The sequence below is a fragment of the Acinetobacter sp. 24-47-66 genome (assembly GCF_056779755.1).
The window spans coordinates 269,507-285,903 of sequence record NZ_JBWYIL010000001.1 but is presented as its reverse complement, the minus strand read 5'-3'; the positions used below and the strand labels follow the sequence as shown (position 1 = coordinate 285,903).

Below are 16,397 nucleotides of genomic sequence, written 5' to 3'. Positions count from 1 at the left end.
ATTCAGAGCCACTATAGTTTTTCCTATAGTGGCTCTGTTATATTAGGTCTAGAGGTTTATGGGATAATTTCAATAGTCCTGTGCGAATGGTTAAATTCGTCACATTTATCTATTAAAATATTTCGTGGTGCCGAGGTTGTTATTTTCACTTTTTGAAAAAACTATCGCAGGTTTAGCGTTTAAGCAAGGAGATAAACATGCTGATTCTCACCCGTCGTGTTGGTGAAACATTAATGATTGGGGATCAAGTCAGTGTCACTGTACTTGGTGTAAAAGGTAACCAAGTGCGAATTGGTGTGAATGCGCCTAAAGAAGTATCTGTACATCGTGAAGAAATCTATCAACGAATTCAGCATGAACGTGCGATGCAGGAGCACTTGCAACATCTTGACCAAGATTACCAACCTTCTTACGAAGAAGAGAATTACACTCAAAATGATTTCAATCGTTGATTAGAAATGATTTTGTGACTAAAGCGGCTAAATTTAGCCGCTTTAAATTTTTGGTGTTTAAGCTGTTTAAAGTCCCAATGATTTGCGTACTGGACCAAAACTACGCCTGTGCTCTTCAACCACGCCAAACTGTGCAATAGCTTCAAAATGAGCTTTGGTCGGGTAGCCTTTATGTTTTGCAAAACCAAACTGAGGATATTTAGCATCAAGTTCTAACATTTGATGATCACGTGTCACCTTAGCCAGGATACTGGCAGCAGAAATTTCTGGATGTAATGCATCTCCTCCAACTACAGCATCACAACTCATACTCAATCCTTGGGGAATTTTATTACCATCAACCAATACATGTTGTGGTTGCACAGTCAATTGTTCAACGGCACGACGCATTGCCAACAACGAAGCATTCAATATATTGAGTTCATCAATTTCTTGATGACTCGCTTCAGCGATAGCCCAAGCTAGTGCTTTTTCTTTGATCTCTATAAATAATTTTTCACGTTTCTTTTCACTGAGTTTTTTAGAATCATTTAACCCAAGAATCGGATTGTTAGGATCCAAAATTACAGCAGCCGCAACGACCGATCCCACCAGTGGACCGCGCCCTGCTTCATCAGCACCAGCAATCAACATCATTTTCCTAATTTATCCTTAAAAAAATAGGCCGATCAAAATCAGCCCATTCATATATCTTTGAAATTAACGTACAGCTTCAGCTACACATTCATTGATGGTTTTAGTCACGATATTGCTAACGATTGTTGCTCGTGCAGCTGGATCAATCGCCGCTGTAGCCAAATCAACCGTAGTCACGCTTTGAGGAGCTTTTTCACTTACACATCCGCAGATTTCACCTTGGATATTTTCTTTTTGCTCTGCTGTCATTAATTTTGTAGCAGTTTTCCACGCAGAAATATTATTTAATTCAGTTGTACATTTTGCATTGATCGCAATTTTAAGCGCAGCCGAACCTAACTGTTGAGTTGTATTTGCTGTAGGTGATGATGTCCCTGTTGTACCAGTAGCACAAGCCCCAAGCACTAATGTCATTGGTGCGAGTAAAGCAATTAATTTTTTCACAGTGTTATCCTTATGATCTTACGAATTGAGCTATTTTGCCTAATGTCACCTCACGAAGAAATAGATTTTTTGAATTTCCCGACTATATGTTCAGTTATAAGTCGCATTTCGTTGCATATTTTCAACACTGTGTCTCATTTCAATACTTATAAATAACTTATCCCTAAATTATGATGTGAAAAATTCAATCATAAGTTTATATCATGAATAATAAATCCCAATATTACACACGCACAGCTCAAGTATTGCATTGGGTTATGGCGATTATTTTTATTACGGCGTGGACGATCGGCTTTTATAGTGGCAATTTTTTAAGTTATGAGGTTGATGGTAGCTTCAAAGGTGACGTCATCACGCTTCACAAAAATATTGCAACCACCATTATTTTTCTGGTCGTGGTTCGTATCTTTTGGCGCTACACCCATCCTGCTCCCGAGCTACCAGAGACAATGTCTCCCCTCATGAAAAGACTCGCACATTTAGGTCATCTCGGGCTTTATTTTATGCTTCTGGCCTTACCAATTACGGGTTGCTTATGGAGCTGGAGTCTAGGCTACCCTGCACCAGTATTATTCTTATTTGATCTGCCTGCTTTAATTGGTGAGAATCCTCAAGTGACTGAAATTGTAAAACCACTACATATTTGGATTTCTTGGGCTGCAGGTTTACTTTTACTCGGACATATTGCTGCGGCATTAAAGCATCACTTTATAGATAAAGATCATGTCTTAGACAGCATGACCAAACAACCTAAAGATTGATTGAGTACCGCTCTAAATTTCTGAGTGAGATTTAGAGCTAATCACACATGCTTTTAGGCTATTCATCATGGCTTTTCGAACGACTTCTTGCTTCATATCTTCGTTAATTGTTGCTTTGGCAAGTTCCCGAGCAGGAATATCTTTTAAAGCATGATTTGATACACAATCACAGGTTTCTAATTTTAATTTCTTTTTGTTTTCTTCATTCATTAAATATGTCGTTATTTTCCATATTTTTGAATGATTGACTTCACGCTCACATTGATACTGGATGACAGGCTTTAATATACGCTGTGTCAATGTCGTATTTGCATTCGCGATAACTACGGGCAACATTAGCAGACTCAGGCAAAACAAAGACTTCAATTTCAACATCACATTCGGCTCTATTGTTTAAAGCATATTAAACCAAAGGTGGGATTTTGTCCCCACCTTCCAGTATTTTACATAAATAAGTTTAACTGTTTTAAATTGCGAGAATTTTATCTTTCCACTTTTGTTTTTGCACATCGGAAATAAACGATGCTTCAAATGAATTTATAGCGAGTTGCTTTAATTCATGATTTGTTAAATCTAAGGCCTCAGCAATCGCAATAAAGTTATCATTCATATAACCACCGAAATAAGATGGATCATCTGAATTGACGGTTACATGCACACCCTGCTGTAACAAACGGCGAATATTATGATCTGCCATATCATCTACAACACAAAGCTTTAAATTTGATAATGGACAAACCGTTAAAGGCATTTTTTCAGCAATCAAACGCTCCAACAACTTTGGATCTTCTTCAGAGCGTACGCCGTGATCAATACGATTCACTTTAAGTACATCCAAAGCTTCCCAAACATATTCTGCTGGACCTTCTTCACCTGCATGAGCAACAACCAAAAATCCTTCATCACGTGCTTTTGCAAATACCCTTTCAAATTTAGAAGGTGGATGCCCAACTTCACTTGAATCTAACCCTACCCCAATAATTTGGTCTTTGTAAGGTAACGCTTGTTCAAGTGTTTCAAATGCGGCCTCTTCACTCAAATGGCGTAAGAAACACATAATCAAATGCGTTGTGATGCCTAATTTTTCCTCAGCATCGTGGCAAGCTCGTTTTAAGCCTTTAATTACCGTTTCAAATGACACACCACGATCCGTATGCGTTTGCGGATCAAAAAACATTTCAGTATGAACCACTCGATCTTCTGCACATTTTTCAAAATATGCCCATGCAAGATCATAAAAATCTTGCTCATTAATCAATACATTCGCACCTGCATAGTAAATATCTAGAAATGATTGCAGATTGTGAAAATTATAAGCCTGTTTGACTTCTTCAACTGATTGATATGGGATTGCAATTTCATTGCGCTGAGCAATGGCAAACATCAACTCAGGTTCAAATGTCCCTTCAATATGGACATGAAGCTCAGCTTTAGGTAAAGCTTTAATTAACTCAACACGGTTCATTGCTACTCCTCATGAAACCAAAAAATAAAAAGGGTGCAAACTGAGTTTACACCCTTTTAAAAACTGTTAAAAATTAGCCGCCAAACATTGCAAATTTTAGCGCCCATAATACTGCGATAATCCATACCATATATGGTACTGTAGATGCTTTACCTGTAAGTAACTTCACCAACGCATAACTGATAAAGCCCATGGCAATACCATCAGCGATTGAGTAAGTGAACGGCATAAACACGATCGTTAAGAAAGCAGGAACCGCTTCAGTAATATCATCCCAATCAATATGCGTAATACCCTGAATCATCAATACCCCTACAAAGAGTAAGGCTGGTGCAGTTGCAAACCCAGGAACAGATTGAGCCAACGGTGCTAAGAACAAACAAGCAATAAAAAGTAAACCAACTATTACCGCTGTAAGACCTGTACGCCCCCCTGCTGCTACACCCGCAGAAGACTCAATATATGGTGTCGTTGATGATGTACCTAATGCAGCACCAGCAACAATCGCGGAAGAGTCTGCAAACAGAGCTTTCTTCAAGCGTGGCAATTTACCATCTTTGAGTAAACCAGCACGATGTGAAACACCAACCAGCGTTCCTGTTGAATCAAAAAGATCAACTAAGAAGAACACAAAAATTACACCGATTAAACTTGCGGTAAATAAGCCTTCAAAATCCATTTGCATGAATGTTGGTGCAATTGAAGGAATTTGACCAACCACGCCTTTAAATTCACTTAATCCTAGGAATGTTGAGATTGCAGTCAGCACTAAAATACTAATGATAATCGCACCACGTATTTTGAAGTGATGCATAACAACAACCATCAAGAAACCCAATAAGGCTAAGAGAACGGTTGGTTGTTTTAAATCACCTAAACCCACTAGAGTCGCAGGATTATCCACAATGATGCCAGCATTTTTCAAAGCGATTAATGCTAGGAATAAACCAATACCACCACCAATAGCCAATTTTAAAGACATTGGAATGGCATTCACGATAGCTTCACGAATTTTAAACATACTGATCGCGATGAAGACCAGACCAGACACAAATACCGCAGCTAAAGCGGTTTGCCAAGGCACACCCATTCCTAAACATACCGAATAGGTAAAATATGCATTTAAGCCCATACCCGGAGCCAATGCGATTGGGTAATTGGCAATAATACCCATGACAAAACAACCGATTGCTGCTGCTAAACATGTCGCAACAAATACCGCACCATGATCCATTCCTGTTTCAGACAGAATCATTGGATTGACAATGATGATGTAGCACATTGTCAGGAATGTCGTCATACCTGCAATAATTTCAGTTCGAAAAGTTGTTTTGTTTTCGCTTAGTTTAAATAAGCGTTCAAGCAAACCCGCTGAAGAATTTGGATTTGTCATTGTCGAGCCCCTGCTTAAGATCGAGCGATTCGTAAAAATTATTTAGATCATTTATTCAATGATTCATTGGCAAATGTAGCTCAGATGACGCATTCAATAAACGTACCAAAATGACATTTCCGATAAATTGAAGCACAATTAAAAAAGCTGCAATAAAGCAGCTTTGATATGATGATCTATCAATTGAACAGTCGCTAGACAATTCGATCTATCGGGATATATTTTTAATTATAACATAGACTGAATTTGAAGGGCTGAATAAAACAGTCATAGGTTATAAAACACTAAAATTTAATCTTTATTTAAATCACGTTAAAAAATATAAATTTAAATATACCCCTTAAAAAATCACTGATGATTTTTAGATCATTTAATTTTAAATGGTAGAGTAAATTAAGCTTGCTAACAGTGAATACTTTCTAAATTTGCAATCTTACCTATCAATATGAACATTATTTCATTTGGAGGTATTCCCAGATCAAGTAACCTAATCCAAACCCTAAACAGGAATACGCAGTAATAATAAAGAAAACGAAACTTGCTTTATTCTTTTTTTTCAAGAAATTCATAATGCTCGCCTTAAGTTAACTCGTCATGCACTATGATAATGCATTTAGCAAATAATACCAGTGAAATAGAATTATTTTCCTTAAATATCAACAAATTACTATTTTTAATAAATACAATCAGTACTTTTCATAACCACTTCATTTTATTATAAAAAATTGAGCACCCTAACTAGATGCATCGATTTGCTGATCTTTAAAATAAAAAGGCCACTATTCATAGTGGCCTTTCATTCGATCAGTTTTGTTGAGAAACAAAACGTGCTCTGGCAGCATGAAGCTTCTTATAGCTCTCAATAAGTTTTAAATGACGATCGAGACCTTCAAGTTGCATATTGGTTGGCGTCAATCCATAAAAACGCACATCACCTTCGATTGAGCCTATTGCAGCATCAACTCTCTCATCACCGAACATACGTCTAAAATTCGGTTCATAGTCTTCAATTTCCATTTCTTCATCTAACAACACTTCTAATACAACATCCATGCATTGATAGAATAAGCCTCGTTCTACAGTATTGGTGTTGTATTGTAAGAACTGTTCTACTTGGTCTTTCGCTTCTTCGAAATTTTCCAAAGCTAAGTTAATTAATAGTTTTAATTCAAGAATAGTTAACTGACCCCACACCGTATTATCGTCAAATTCAACACCAATCAAGGTAATAATATCGGTATAGTCATCCACTTCAACTTCTTCAAGTTTCTCTAGCAAAGCTTCGAGCTGTTCATTATCTAAACGATGTAAGTTAAGAATATCTTCTCTAAAGGCTAAAGCTTTATTGGTATTGTCCCAAACCAGATCTTCAACCAAATACACCTCAGAATATCCTGGCACCAGAATTCGGCATGCAGTTGCACCTAAATGTTGGTATACAGCCATGTAAACTTCTTTACCCATCTCTTTTAGGATATTGAACATCTTTTCAGCTTCTTCAGCGTTTGTATTTTCACCTTGACTGGTGAAATCCCACTCTACGAAATCATAATCAGATTTCGAACTGAAGAATCTCCAAGACACAACACCCGATGAATCAATAAAGTGTTCCACAAAGTTATTTGGTTCTGTCAGTGCATGGCTATTGAAAGTAGGACGTGGTAAGTCATTTAAACCTTCAAAACTACGACCTTGTAAAAGCTCTGTTAGGCTGCGTTCTAATGCAACTTCAAAGTTTGGATGAGCCCCGAATGATGCAAAAACGCCACCCGTTCTTGGATTCATTAATGTCACGCACATGACTGGGAATTTCCCACCTAATGAAGCATCTTTGACCAGCACTGGAAAACCTTGCTCCTCAAGCCCCTTAATACCCTCAACTATTTTTGGGTACTTTGCTAGAACATGTTCAGGTACATCTGGCAGGGTAATTTCACCCTCTAAAATTTCGCGCTTAACCGCACGCTCAAATATTTCAGATAAACATTGTACTTGTGCTTCAGCCAAGGTATTTCCTGCGCTCATACCATTTGACAGATACAAATTTTCAATCAAATTTGAAGGGAAATATACAATCTCACCGTCTGACTGGCGCACAAATGGTAACGAACAAATACCTCTCTCAGTATTGCCAGAATTTGTGTCGTACAGATGTGTGCCTAATAACTCATCTTCAGGATCGTAAATTTCAAGTGTATATTCATCTAAAATTTCTGATGGCAATTCACCATTTGGACCTGGTTGGAACCACTTTTCATCTGGGTAATGCACAAATTCAGCATTTGCGATTTCTTCACCCCAAAATTGGTCGTTATAGAAGAAATTACAATTCAAACGTTCAATAAACTCGCCTAATGCAGACGCTAAAGCACTCTCTTTCGTTGAACCTTTACCATTGGTAAAGCACATTGGCGCTTGTGCATCGCGAATATGTAAAGACCATACGTTTGGCACAATATTTCGCCAAGACGCAATTTCAATCTTCATTCCTAAGCCCGCCAAAATTGCAGACATATTGGCAATCGTTTCTTCAAGCGGTAAATCTTTACCCGGAATAACAGTCACATTTTCCTTGGCAATATTTGGCATAAGTAAAGCTTGAGCATCCGCATCAATGCTTTCAACTTCCTCAATAACAAATTCAGGACCTGTTTGAATGACTTTTTTTACAGTGCAACGGTCGATTGAACGTAAAATACCTTGTCGATCCTTCTCAGAGATATCTGAGGGTAATTCGACTTGAATTTTAAAAATTTGTTTATAACGGTTTTCTGGATCAACAATATTATTTTGGGATAATCGAATATTTTCTGTAGGAATATCTCGTGCAGCACAATACACCTTTACAAAATAAGCTGCACATAATGCTGAAGACGCAAGAAAATAGTCAAATGGGCCTGGTGCAGATCCATCACCTTTATAACGAATAGGTTGATCGGCAATAACCGTGAAATCGTCGAACTTTGCTTCCTGTCGAAGATTGTCGAGATAATTGACTTTGATTTCCATGCGGGCACCTACAGAACTTATCCAAACAGCTAGATAAGTTAAAAATAAATTAAAACGCATTGTAATCAGAAATGCATGCAAATTGAATGAAAGTTTTTTAAATCCTCCCCTTAAGCTCTCTCTAATTTGGCGTAATCAGTGTTTTATTTACAAAAATTTTAACAAAAAAAAGCTGGTACCGAAGTACCAGCTTTTTTAATCCGCCAAACTGAAATTCAGTTCAACTTAAGTGTTATTAGATGCTTGCAATAGCAGCATTTAAAGTTGCACTTGGACGCATAACTGCATTTACTTTCTCTTGATCGATTGCGTAGTAACCACCGATATCAACAGATTTACCTTGAACTTCTGCAAGTTCGGCAACGATCTTCTCTTCATTTTCAGCTAAAGTCTTCGCTAAAGTAGAGAATGTCGCTTTTAATTCAGCATCTTCGTCTTGAGCTGCTAATTCTTCAGCCCAGAACTTCGCTAAATAGAAATGGCTACCACGGTTGTCTAACTCACCTGTACGACGTGATGGAGATTTGTCGTTGTCAAGTAATTTACCAGTTGCAGCATCCAATGTTTTCGCAAGAAGTTTAGCTTTAGGGTTGTTTTCTTTAATACCAAGCTCTTCAAGTGAAACAGCGAGTGCAAGGAACTCACCTAAAGAATCCCAACGTAAGTGGTTTTCTTCAACAAGTTGTTGTACGTGTTTAGGTGCTGAACCACCTGCACCAGTTTCGTACATACCACCACCCGCCATTAAAGGCACGATAGACAGCATTTTCGCAGAAGTACCAAGCTCCATAATTGGGAACAAGTCAGTGAGGTAGTCACGTAGAATGTTACCCGTTACAGAGATTGTATCTAGACCACGAGCAACACGTTCAAGTGTGTAACGCATTGCACGTACTTGAGACATGATTTGGATGTCTAGACCATCTGTATCGTGATCTTTTAAGTATTTTTGAACTTTCTTGATCAATTCGTTTTCGTGTGGACGGTATGGGTCTAACCAGAAGATTGCTGGCATACCAGAGTTACGTGCACGTGTTACAGCTAGTTTTACCCAGTCGCGGATCGGTGCATCTTTCACCTGACACATACGCCAGATATCACCTTCTTCCACGTTTTGAGACATTAAAACTTCGCCAGTTTCGATATCTGTGATGTTAGCTACACCAGCTTGCGCGATTTCGAATGTTTTGTCGTGTGAACCGTATTCTTCAGCTTTTTGAGCCATTAGACCAACGTTAGGTACAGTACCCATTGTGCGTGGGTCGAAGTTACCATTCCACTTACAGAAGTTGATCATTTCTTGGTAAATACGCGCAAATGTAGATTCAGGCATTACTGCTTTACAGTCGTAAGGCTTACCGTCAGCACCCCACATTTTACCACCACCACGGATCATTGCAGGCATAGAAGCATCTACGATCACGTCGTTTGGAGAATGGAAATTAGTGATACCTTTTGCTGAATCCACCATTGCTAAAGCAGGACGGTGTTCTTGACATGCGTGTAGATCTTCGATGATCTCTTCACGTAAAGAAGTCGGTAAAGTTTCGATCTTCTCGTAAAGACCAGCCATACCGTTGTTTACGTTAATACCTAGTTCGTCGAACAGTTTACCGTGTTTTTCGAACGCTTCTTTGTAATAAATCTTCACACAGTGACCAAATACGATCGGGTGTGAAACTTTCATCATGGTTGCTTTAACGTGTAAAGAGAACAAGATGCCCGCTTCTTTACAATCATCTAATTCTTTTTCATAGAAGTCACAAAGCGCTTTCTTGCTCATGAACATTGAATCGATGATTTCGCCGTCTTGCAGTGCAACTTTGTCTTTAAGAACGATAGTTTCACCAGAATTCGTGATCAATTCCATTTTCACATTGCGAGGACGATCTAAAGTCATAGACTTTTCGCCGTGATAGAAGTCACCTTCATCCATGTGAGAAACGTGAGTTTGTGACCACTGTTTCCACTCACCCATAGAATGTGGGTGTTTTTTCGCATAGTTTTTAACAGCAGCAGGCGCACGACGGTCAGAGTTCCCTTCACGCAATACAGGGTTTACTGCTGAACCTAAGCATTTACCAAAACGTGCTTTGAGTGCTTTTTCTTCTTCAGTCGTAGGATTCTCAGGATAATCTGGAATTGCATAGCCTTTTGATTGAAGCTCTTTGATACATGCAGTCAACTGAGCTACAGATGCACTGATGTTTGGAAGTTTGATGATGTTTGTGTCTGGATCTTGTGTAAGACGACCTAATTCTGCAAGATTGTCTGATACTTTCTGCTCTTCGCTAAGGTATTCAGAGAATTCAGCGAGCACGCGTGCTGCAACTGAGATGTCAGTTTTTACAATCTCAACACCAGCAGGCTTAGTAAAGGTCTCAATGATCGGCAGTAGTGAGTAAGTCGCCAGTAATGGCGCCTCGTCGGTCAGTGTGTAGATGATAGTTGACTTTCCACCAGCCATATATAGCCCCTTGCTTTGGATTGAGTTACAGAGCACCGAACTTTTGGTCCAGTCTCTTAGAACCGATTTGCTTAAATTAAAACGTTGAGAGTATCGTTCTTCGTCGCATTTCAGTCAATGAAATAAGCTTTTAGTACGCTATTTTGATGAAATAACATACAAAATAGTATCCATCTTTAGTTTGATAATACTGTATGAATTTCATTACTTCTGAATGAAAAGTGAAGAACTGGTAATGAACGTTGATCTCAACTTCCCTGTAATATGAACATTATACGTGTCTCATATTTAAACAGGATGGCAAAAGCGTACATTTCGGGCGTTATTGTAAGTGTTAATGTACGGGTATATTAATAAATTACGGAAATACCCAATATTTAGATTAAAGCATTTTGGGTATTTATACTTAAAATATATAATTTAATATCAAATTTAGAGATTTTTTAAACGCAATTTTTCTTGATAGAGCAAGTGATAACGAATACTTTACTTTTAAAAAAAGAAGTAATGTCTTGATTACGAAAAAAGGGCTTAAGTAAAATACTTAAGCCCTTTTTTTTAAATCTTGGTAGGTATATCCAGACTCGAACTGGAGACCTCTACGATGTCAACGTAGCGCTCTAACCAACTGAGCTATACACCTAGAATGCTTCGCATCTTATGCAAAAATCACTTGGCTGACAAGCCTTTTTCATATTTAACCAAAAGATATGAACAAGTTTTAATCATTGACTTAAAATTTGCGAACTCTTGTTTAGAAATACTCGATTGTGAATAACTTAAGTGCTCGTACAGAATGATAATTTCGAGGAAAACAGCTCTATCATTTTGACTTAAAGGTGATGAAATTCTTTCTAACCATTGTCGAACCGTTTCGTAAGAATAACGGCGATTGTGAAGTCCTAATTTTCTATTAAAAACATGAAGTACCCAATCGATTTGTGAATAGTGTTTTCTTTTTTTCCTCAACATCCATAGTGCATAACATCCTAATATGCTCAGTGAGCCTACAAGGATAATCACAAACACTGAAGCAACTGAATGAATTCCAAATTTAGTCATCCAACTCTGTTGTTGATCAGCGTTATACCCAACAATTTTACTTTGCCATTGATAACTTGCGTAATCACTCCATACGCGAATTTTTGTCAAAAAAGGATATTTTGCAACTGACCAATTTGTATTCTCCGAATAGAGTGTTTGATTATTTTGAATTAAATTTTGCATTCCCTGATCAATACGTTCAGGAGCAATCATTGCAGTGGGATCAATCCTCTGCCATTGACCTCCAAAATATACTTCAGTCCAAGCATGTGCATCTAACTGCCTCACTTCCCAACTTTTTTGGTCTGGCGCAAATTGACCTCCTTGATAACCTGTCACGACTCGGGCAGGAATACCGACATAACGCATCATCATGACAAAACTAGAAGCAAAATGCTCACAAAATCCTTGTCGTGAATTAAACATAAATGCATCTATCCGATCACCACTCAAAACACCGGGAGATAAAGAATACTGAAAGCTATTTTGCTTAAACCAGTCTAAAACTTGCTGGATATAACGCTCTGGCTGCTCTCCACTTTTAATAAATAAGTCCCATGCTAAACTTTGACTTTTGATATCGCGCTGACGGAGATACTGGGTGTAATACTGAATTTGAAACTGACTAAGTTCATGATTTATTTTCGTCCCACGCCCCAACCAAACTAAGTTTATAGGTTGAGCCGTTTGAATAGGTCGTTGAGCTGAAATACCACCGTCATAACGGAGATAATAATTTCGTTGTTGAGGTACAGATTGCTCTAATCCCATGATCCATTCTACAGAAGGATCTTTAGCCAAATACTGATATTCAACTTTTTGATTTAAATTAGAAAGTTGATAAGAGTTTAACTCATTTAGCCCTCTATTAAATCCATGACTCGTCCATTTTTGACCATCATATTGATCTAAGACCAAAGCTCGCCAATACATTTCTGAACGCGTCGGTAATTTTGTGATATCACCAATAATACGAAATGCCAATTCATTTGACTGAGACAGCTCAGCAATGTCACCTGGGGACATAGAGTCACTGATTCCTGTCATCCCCTTATTTTGTTGAATGGGGATATGCCAGAGCGGAGGTAATCGCGGGAAAAAAATAAAGAACAATATAAAAAAAGGAATTGCCAATCCGATGAATTTACCGACATGAATGATATCGTGCTTTAAGCCATTTTTAGTTTCAGGAGTGGACAGAAACTCCGCGGTTTGAATTCTATAAAGTCCTACAAAACAGCTCACTAAGCACAGCACCACTCCCAAAGCAACATACAACGTTTGACTGTATAAAAACGTACTTGCCGCCACGAATAAGGCAAAATTAAAAACGATGATCAAATCACGTTTTTTTTGGGTTTCTAATGCTTTTGCAAATAGAAAAGTTGTCAGCGATGCTACCCCAGCCTCAACACCAACAAAGGTATGGTAATGCAGATAAATCGCGCCAAGTGCAATTGCTGTAAAACTAAATTTTATTGCTTTGGAGACATTTTTTTTACTTTTTTGAATATGCCATAAATATATAAGCTCAATACAGAGCACCAAAAATAAAGCATAAGGTAGATAAATAATCTGGATAAATAAAATGAGTGCCAAACTCACTAGCATGGATTGTGAAACTTTAGGATGTACCATATATCTAAACCTATTTTCTATTTCACACTTTATGCCTGAGCAAGCAGAATTTTAGCCTGCTTGATATGCTCAGCTCCAAATCCTTGATTCAATTCGGCATGAGGTAACACTAGCTTAAAAGAAATTTGTAATTGCTCACACTGCTCCACCACACCCATCATATATTTGAGCTTTTCTTCATGCTCGACTGACGGCATATGATGATAATGAATATCAACACATCGATCCTGTTGATGCTCTTCAAAAACTTTAATATACAAACCTTGGCCACGAGCTGCCTGCTTCCACGATACACTTTGTAATGAGTCGCCGACCTGAAAACTTCTTAATTCTTTAAACTCATCTTTTTCCTGATCCAATACAAATGCATTTGAAAAGCTTGTATTCGGATTTATTTTGGCTTGTGGCGCAATCCATGCATGTCGTCCATGAAAGATATAAGTCCAAGCTCGAACAAGACCAAATGGATACACTGAAGCAATGTGTATATCGGGATAGTTATACTTTCCTCGTTGATCAACATGAATCGGTATAACACATTCAGACTGTTTTTGGTCAATGTGAATGTGCTGTGTCTCAGAATCGATGGAGATCGATAAATAACGTGAATATGAATAAGGTTGATTCAAGTAGATTTTAAATAAAATCGAGTGCCCTACCTGTCCGACTTCATCAGTAATGATGTCTATCTCAAGACCATGCAATTGTTTAAAGGTGATATAAAAACTAATGCATAAGATCGCACTAATTAAAAAGCAGAAACCTAATATCAAATTATTGGCATAGTTAATACCCGCAATAAATGTGATCAAAATCAACACAAGATATAAGAAACCTTGCTGATAAATAAAAATCAAAATATCGCGTTGACCAATTTTTTTACTCTGCTCAAACCGAAATCTTTTTTTTAACCATTGCTTCCAGATACTGGTCACCTGCATACCCTCAAATCAATTTAACCTGATTCATTAGGGAGACCGTCTCATCCTCACTCAAGTTTAATCGATGAGCGCATACTGCTGAAAATACAGCTTTTACATCATCAGGAATGACAAAGGCTCTGGCATGCACGATCGCTCTCGCTTGTGATGCTCGTTTTAAAGCCAATAATCCACGCGTCGATAAACCATGCGCACTTTTTCGTGTTACCGCAGCCAAATCCAATAAATAGTCTTGAATTGCATCACTTAAATGGACTTGATGAGTCAAGGATTGCAATCTTAGTATTTCAGTCTCATTAAATACATGGATCAACTGTGCGATTAATTTGGCACGTGATTCTTGTTGAAGAAGTATTTTTTCTGCATGGCGAGATGGATAGCCAAGAGATAACCGCATGAGGAATCTGTCTAACTGAGACTCTGGTAGTGCATAAGTCCCGCTTTGAAAGAGTGGATTCTGAGTTGCTATCACCCAAAAAGGCTGAGGTAAAGCATAACGCTGTCCATCAATCGTGGCGTAGCCCTCTTCCATCGCTTCTAGCAATGCACTCTGTGTCTTAGGACTACAGCGATTAATTTCATCTGCCAAAAGAACTTGGGTAAAGACAGGTCCGTACTTAAATTCAAACTGATGTTCTTTTTGATTAAAAACATTCACGCCAATTACATCACTGGCGAGCATATCATTGGTAAATTGGATTCTTTGAAATGATAAACCTGATAATGATGCCAAACTACTGGCCAATGTGGTCTTACCCAATCCAGGTAAGTCTTCAAATAAAATATGACCACCTGCAATTAAACTACATAAAGCCAATTCAGTTTGCGTATTTTTATCCAAAACAATTTGATTGATTTGTTCTAGAAATAATGAAATTTTGGGAGTAAATGATTGAATCTGAGATTCTAACTCAGGCTGTATAATATCTTTTGATTGAACACTCTGCTTCATTCCCCAAATCATCATTTACATTTCCAAAACTATATATTTCTACCATACAGGTTTTTTTTATTTTCTCAAATATTTCTAATAATCAGTGTATTAAAGAATCAGTATCAAACTTAATGCTGAATAAGCTTCAACTGTGTGAGCATCTCTTCAGGTCCAATTTGAAGGCTTGAATTATTGTTTTCCGCCAGCTTGATCTGTTCAATAAAATAGCTGTTGATCGGTGCATTCCCCCCGAGTGTATTAGCAAGTCTGACCACTTCACCATTAATCCAATCAACCTCCGTCGTGCGCCCTAAATTCAGATCATCCTGCATAGATGAACGAGCTAGTGGATCAATGGCTAACATTTTGCGACTGATCAACTTAAACAACCAATTAGGAAGTCGAAGAATATGAGGAATGATGTTCGCTGGTACAGGCGTTAATTGTGCGGGTTTAATATTTGCCTGCTTTAAAATTTGAAGCGTCTCTAACTGTGCCTGAGCAAGGCACTTTCTATACATTCGATTAGTAAGTTGATTTCTTAAAGTTAGACCAGATAAAGCGTTAATCGAATTGTTCAAGTTGAATAAGACTTTAGCCCACTGTACCTCTAACATATCATCACGGAATTCAACTTGCAGTTTCGCCGCATCTAACACTATTTTTAGCTGATTACTTTCTACAAATTTTTTTATCATTAATGTTCCATCAGAACCTTGATGGAAATGAGACGGTTTGAGTTCTGCGACATTAAATGGAACCATTCCTTCCATAATCTCCCATTCTGGCAGCATTTTTTTTAACCGTGGAACATTACTCACCCCATTTTGAAAACTGATGAGACTCGGTTTATTGAGAGTGTCACAGCTTCGTATTTCAGATGCCACTTGCTCTGTCGCTGCTGATTTTACACAAATCATGACTAAGTCCGTGTCTAAGACTTCTGCTAGATTTGTTGTAAGTCTTAATTGATCTGGAGTGAGCTTATGATGGTAGCCGTTTAAATCACTGAGCTCCAATCCATTTTGGCTTAATTTTTGATAGCTTCTTTCCCTACAGTAAAATGTCACCTGATGGCCTGCTGCGACCATTCTTCCACCGATATAACACCCAATCGACCCAGCACCATAAATTCCAATTTTCATGTTTTTATCCTTTGTTATTAATCAAGAGTATACGAGTTTCAGAACAATAAATTTGTCAGGTTTTATAC

General features: G+C 37.9%; 14 protein-coding genes and 1 tRNA gene. 2 read left to right on the top strand and 13 right to left on the bottom strand.

Annotation, left to right across the window (positions count from 1 at the left end; all coding sequences use genetic code 11):
* The first annotated feature begins 197 nt into the window (after nucleotides 1–197).
* The gene (csrA, locus tag AC1M84_RS01305; protein ID WP_481594254.1) at nucleotides 198–452 is read left to right on the top strand and encodes a carbon storage regulator CsrA; all 255 of its coding nucleotides are present in this window, start codon (nucleotides 198–200) and stop codon (nucleotides 450–452) included.
* Nucleotides 453–518: 66 nt separating this feature from the next.
* Here csrA and rnhB read toward each other — a convergent pair whose 3' ends face one another.
* Entirely contained in the window at nucleotides 519–1,085 is a 567-nt protein-coding gene (gene rnhB / locus AC1M84_RS01300) for a ribonuclease HII (RefSeq protein WP_180027870.1), read from the bottom strand.
* Between the two features lie 66 nt (nucleotides 1,086–1,151).
* Nucleotides 1,152–1,532 carry a hypothetical protein gene (locus tag AC1M84_RS01295; protein WP_092766111.1) on the bottom strand — a complete coding sequence of 127 codons (381 nt, stop codon included), beginning with the start codon at nucleotides 1,530–1,532 and terminating at the stop codon, nucleotides 1,152–1,154.
* A 203-nt stretch (nucleotides 1,533–1,735) separates the two neighbouring features.
* Between AC1M84_RS01295 and AC1M84_RS01290 the strand changes: the two genes are divergently transcribed.
* Nucleotides 1,736–2,293, top strand: a complete 558-nt coding sequence (locus tag AC1M84_RS01290) for a cytochrome b (RefSeq protein WP_481594253.1) — start codon at nucleotides 1,736–1,738, stop codon at nucleotides 2,291–2,293.
* Between the two features lie 12 nt (nucleotides 2,294–2,305).
* On the opposite strand, the gene AC1M84_RS01285 is transcribed toward AC1M84_RS01290, so the two are convergent.
* The 11 genes from AC1M84_RS01285 to AC1M84_RS01235 form a co-directional block, all read right to left on the bottom strand.
* Complete coding sequence (locus tag AC1M84_RS01285) at nucleotides 2,306–2,629, bottom strand: hypothetical protein (RefSeq protein ID WP_481594252.1); 324 nt, start codon at nucleotides 2,627–2,629, stop codon at nucleotides 2,306–2,308.
* Between the two features lie 130 nt (nucleotides 2,630–2,759).
* On the bottom strand, nucleotides 2,760–3,758 hold the full coding sequence (locus AC1M84_RS01280) for an adenosine deaminase (RefSeq protein ID WP_180027578.1): 999 nt from the start codon (nucleotides 3,756–3,758) through the stop codon (nucleotides 2,760–2,762).
* Between the two features lie 73 nt (nucleotides 3,759–3,831).
* Nucleotides 3,832–5,151 (bottom strand): NCS2 family permease, encoded by a 1,320-nt coding sequence (locus tag AC1M84_RS01275; RefSeq protein ID WP_481594251.1) that lies wholly within the window; start codon nucleotides 5,149–5,151, stop codon nucleotides 3,832–3,834.
* A 452-nt stretch (nucleotides 5,152–5,603) separates the two neighbouring features.
* A complete protein-coding gene (locus AC1M84_RS01270) occupies nucleotides 5,604–5,720 on the bottom strand; it encodes a hypothetical protein (protein ID WP_092766106.1) in 117 nt (38 codons plus the stop codon).
* A gap of 235 nt (nucleotides 5,721–5,955) precedes the next feature.
* On the bottom strand, nucleotides 5,956–8,160 hold the full coding sequence (locus tag AC1M84_RS01265; RefSeq protein WP_481594250.1) for an OsmC domain/YcaO domain-containing protein: 2,205 nt from the start codon (nucleotides 8,158–8,160) through the stop codon (nucleotides 5,956–5,958).
* Nucleotides 8,161–8,395: 235 nt separating this feature from the next.
* Complete coding sequence (locus AC1M84_RS01260) at nucleotides 8,396–10,627, bottom strand: NADP-dependent isocitrate dehydrogenase (protein ID WP_092766105.1); 2,232 nt, start codon at nucleotides 10,625–10,627, stop codon at nucleotides 8,396–8,398.
* Between the two features lie 566 nt (nucleotides 10,628–11,193).
* A tRNA-Val gene (locus AC1M84_RS01255) sits at nucleotides 11,194–11,270 on the bottom strand.
* 26 nt (nucleotides 11,271–11,296) lie between these two features.
* On the bottom strand, nucleotides 11,297–13,309 hold the full coding sequence (locus tag AC1M84_RS01250; RefSeq protein ID WP_481594249.1) for a transglutaminase TgpA family protein: 2,013 nt from the start codon (nucleotides 13,307–13,309) through the stop codon (nucleotides 11,297–11,299).
* Between the two features lie 29 nt (nucleotides 13,310–13,338).
* Nucleotides 13,339–14,244 (bottom strand): DUF58 domain-containing protein, encoded by a 906-nt coding sequence (locus tag AC1M84_RS01245; protein WP_481589773.1) that lies wholly within the window; start codon nucleotides 14,242–14,244, stop codon nucleotides 13,339–13,341.
* A gap of 10 nt (nucleotides 14,245–14,254) precedes the next feature.
* Complete coding sequence (locus AC1M84_RS01240) at nucleotides 14,255–15,214, bottom strand: AAA family ATPase (RefSeq protein WP_035265922.1); 960 nt, start codon at nucleotides 15,212–15,214, stop codon at nucleotides 14,255–14,257.
* A 98-nt stretch (nucleotides 15,215–15,312) separates the two neighbouring features.
* Nucleotides 15,313–16,329 (bottom strand): 2-dehydropantoate 2-reductase, encoded by a 1,017-nt coding sequence (locus AC1M84_RS01235; RefSeq protein WP_481594248.1) that lies wholly within the window; start codon nucleotides 16,327–16,329, stop codon nucleotides 15,313–15,315.
* Between the last annotated feature and the right edge of the window lie 68 nt (nucleotides 16,330–16,397).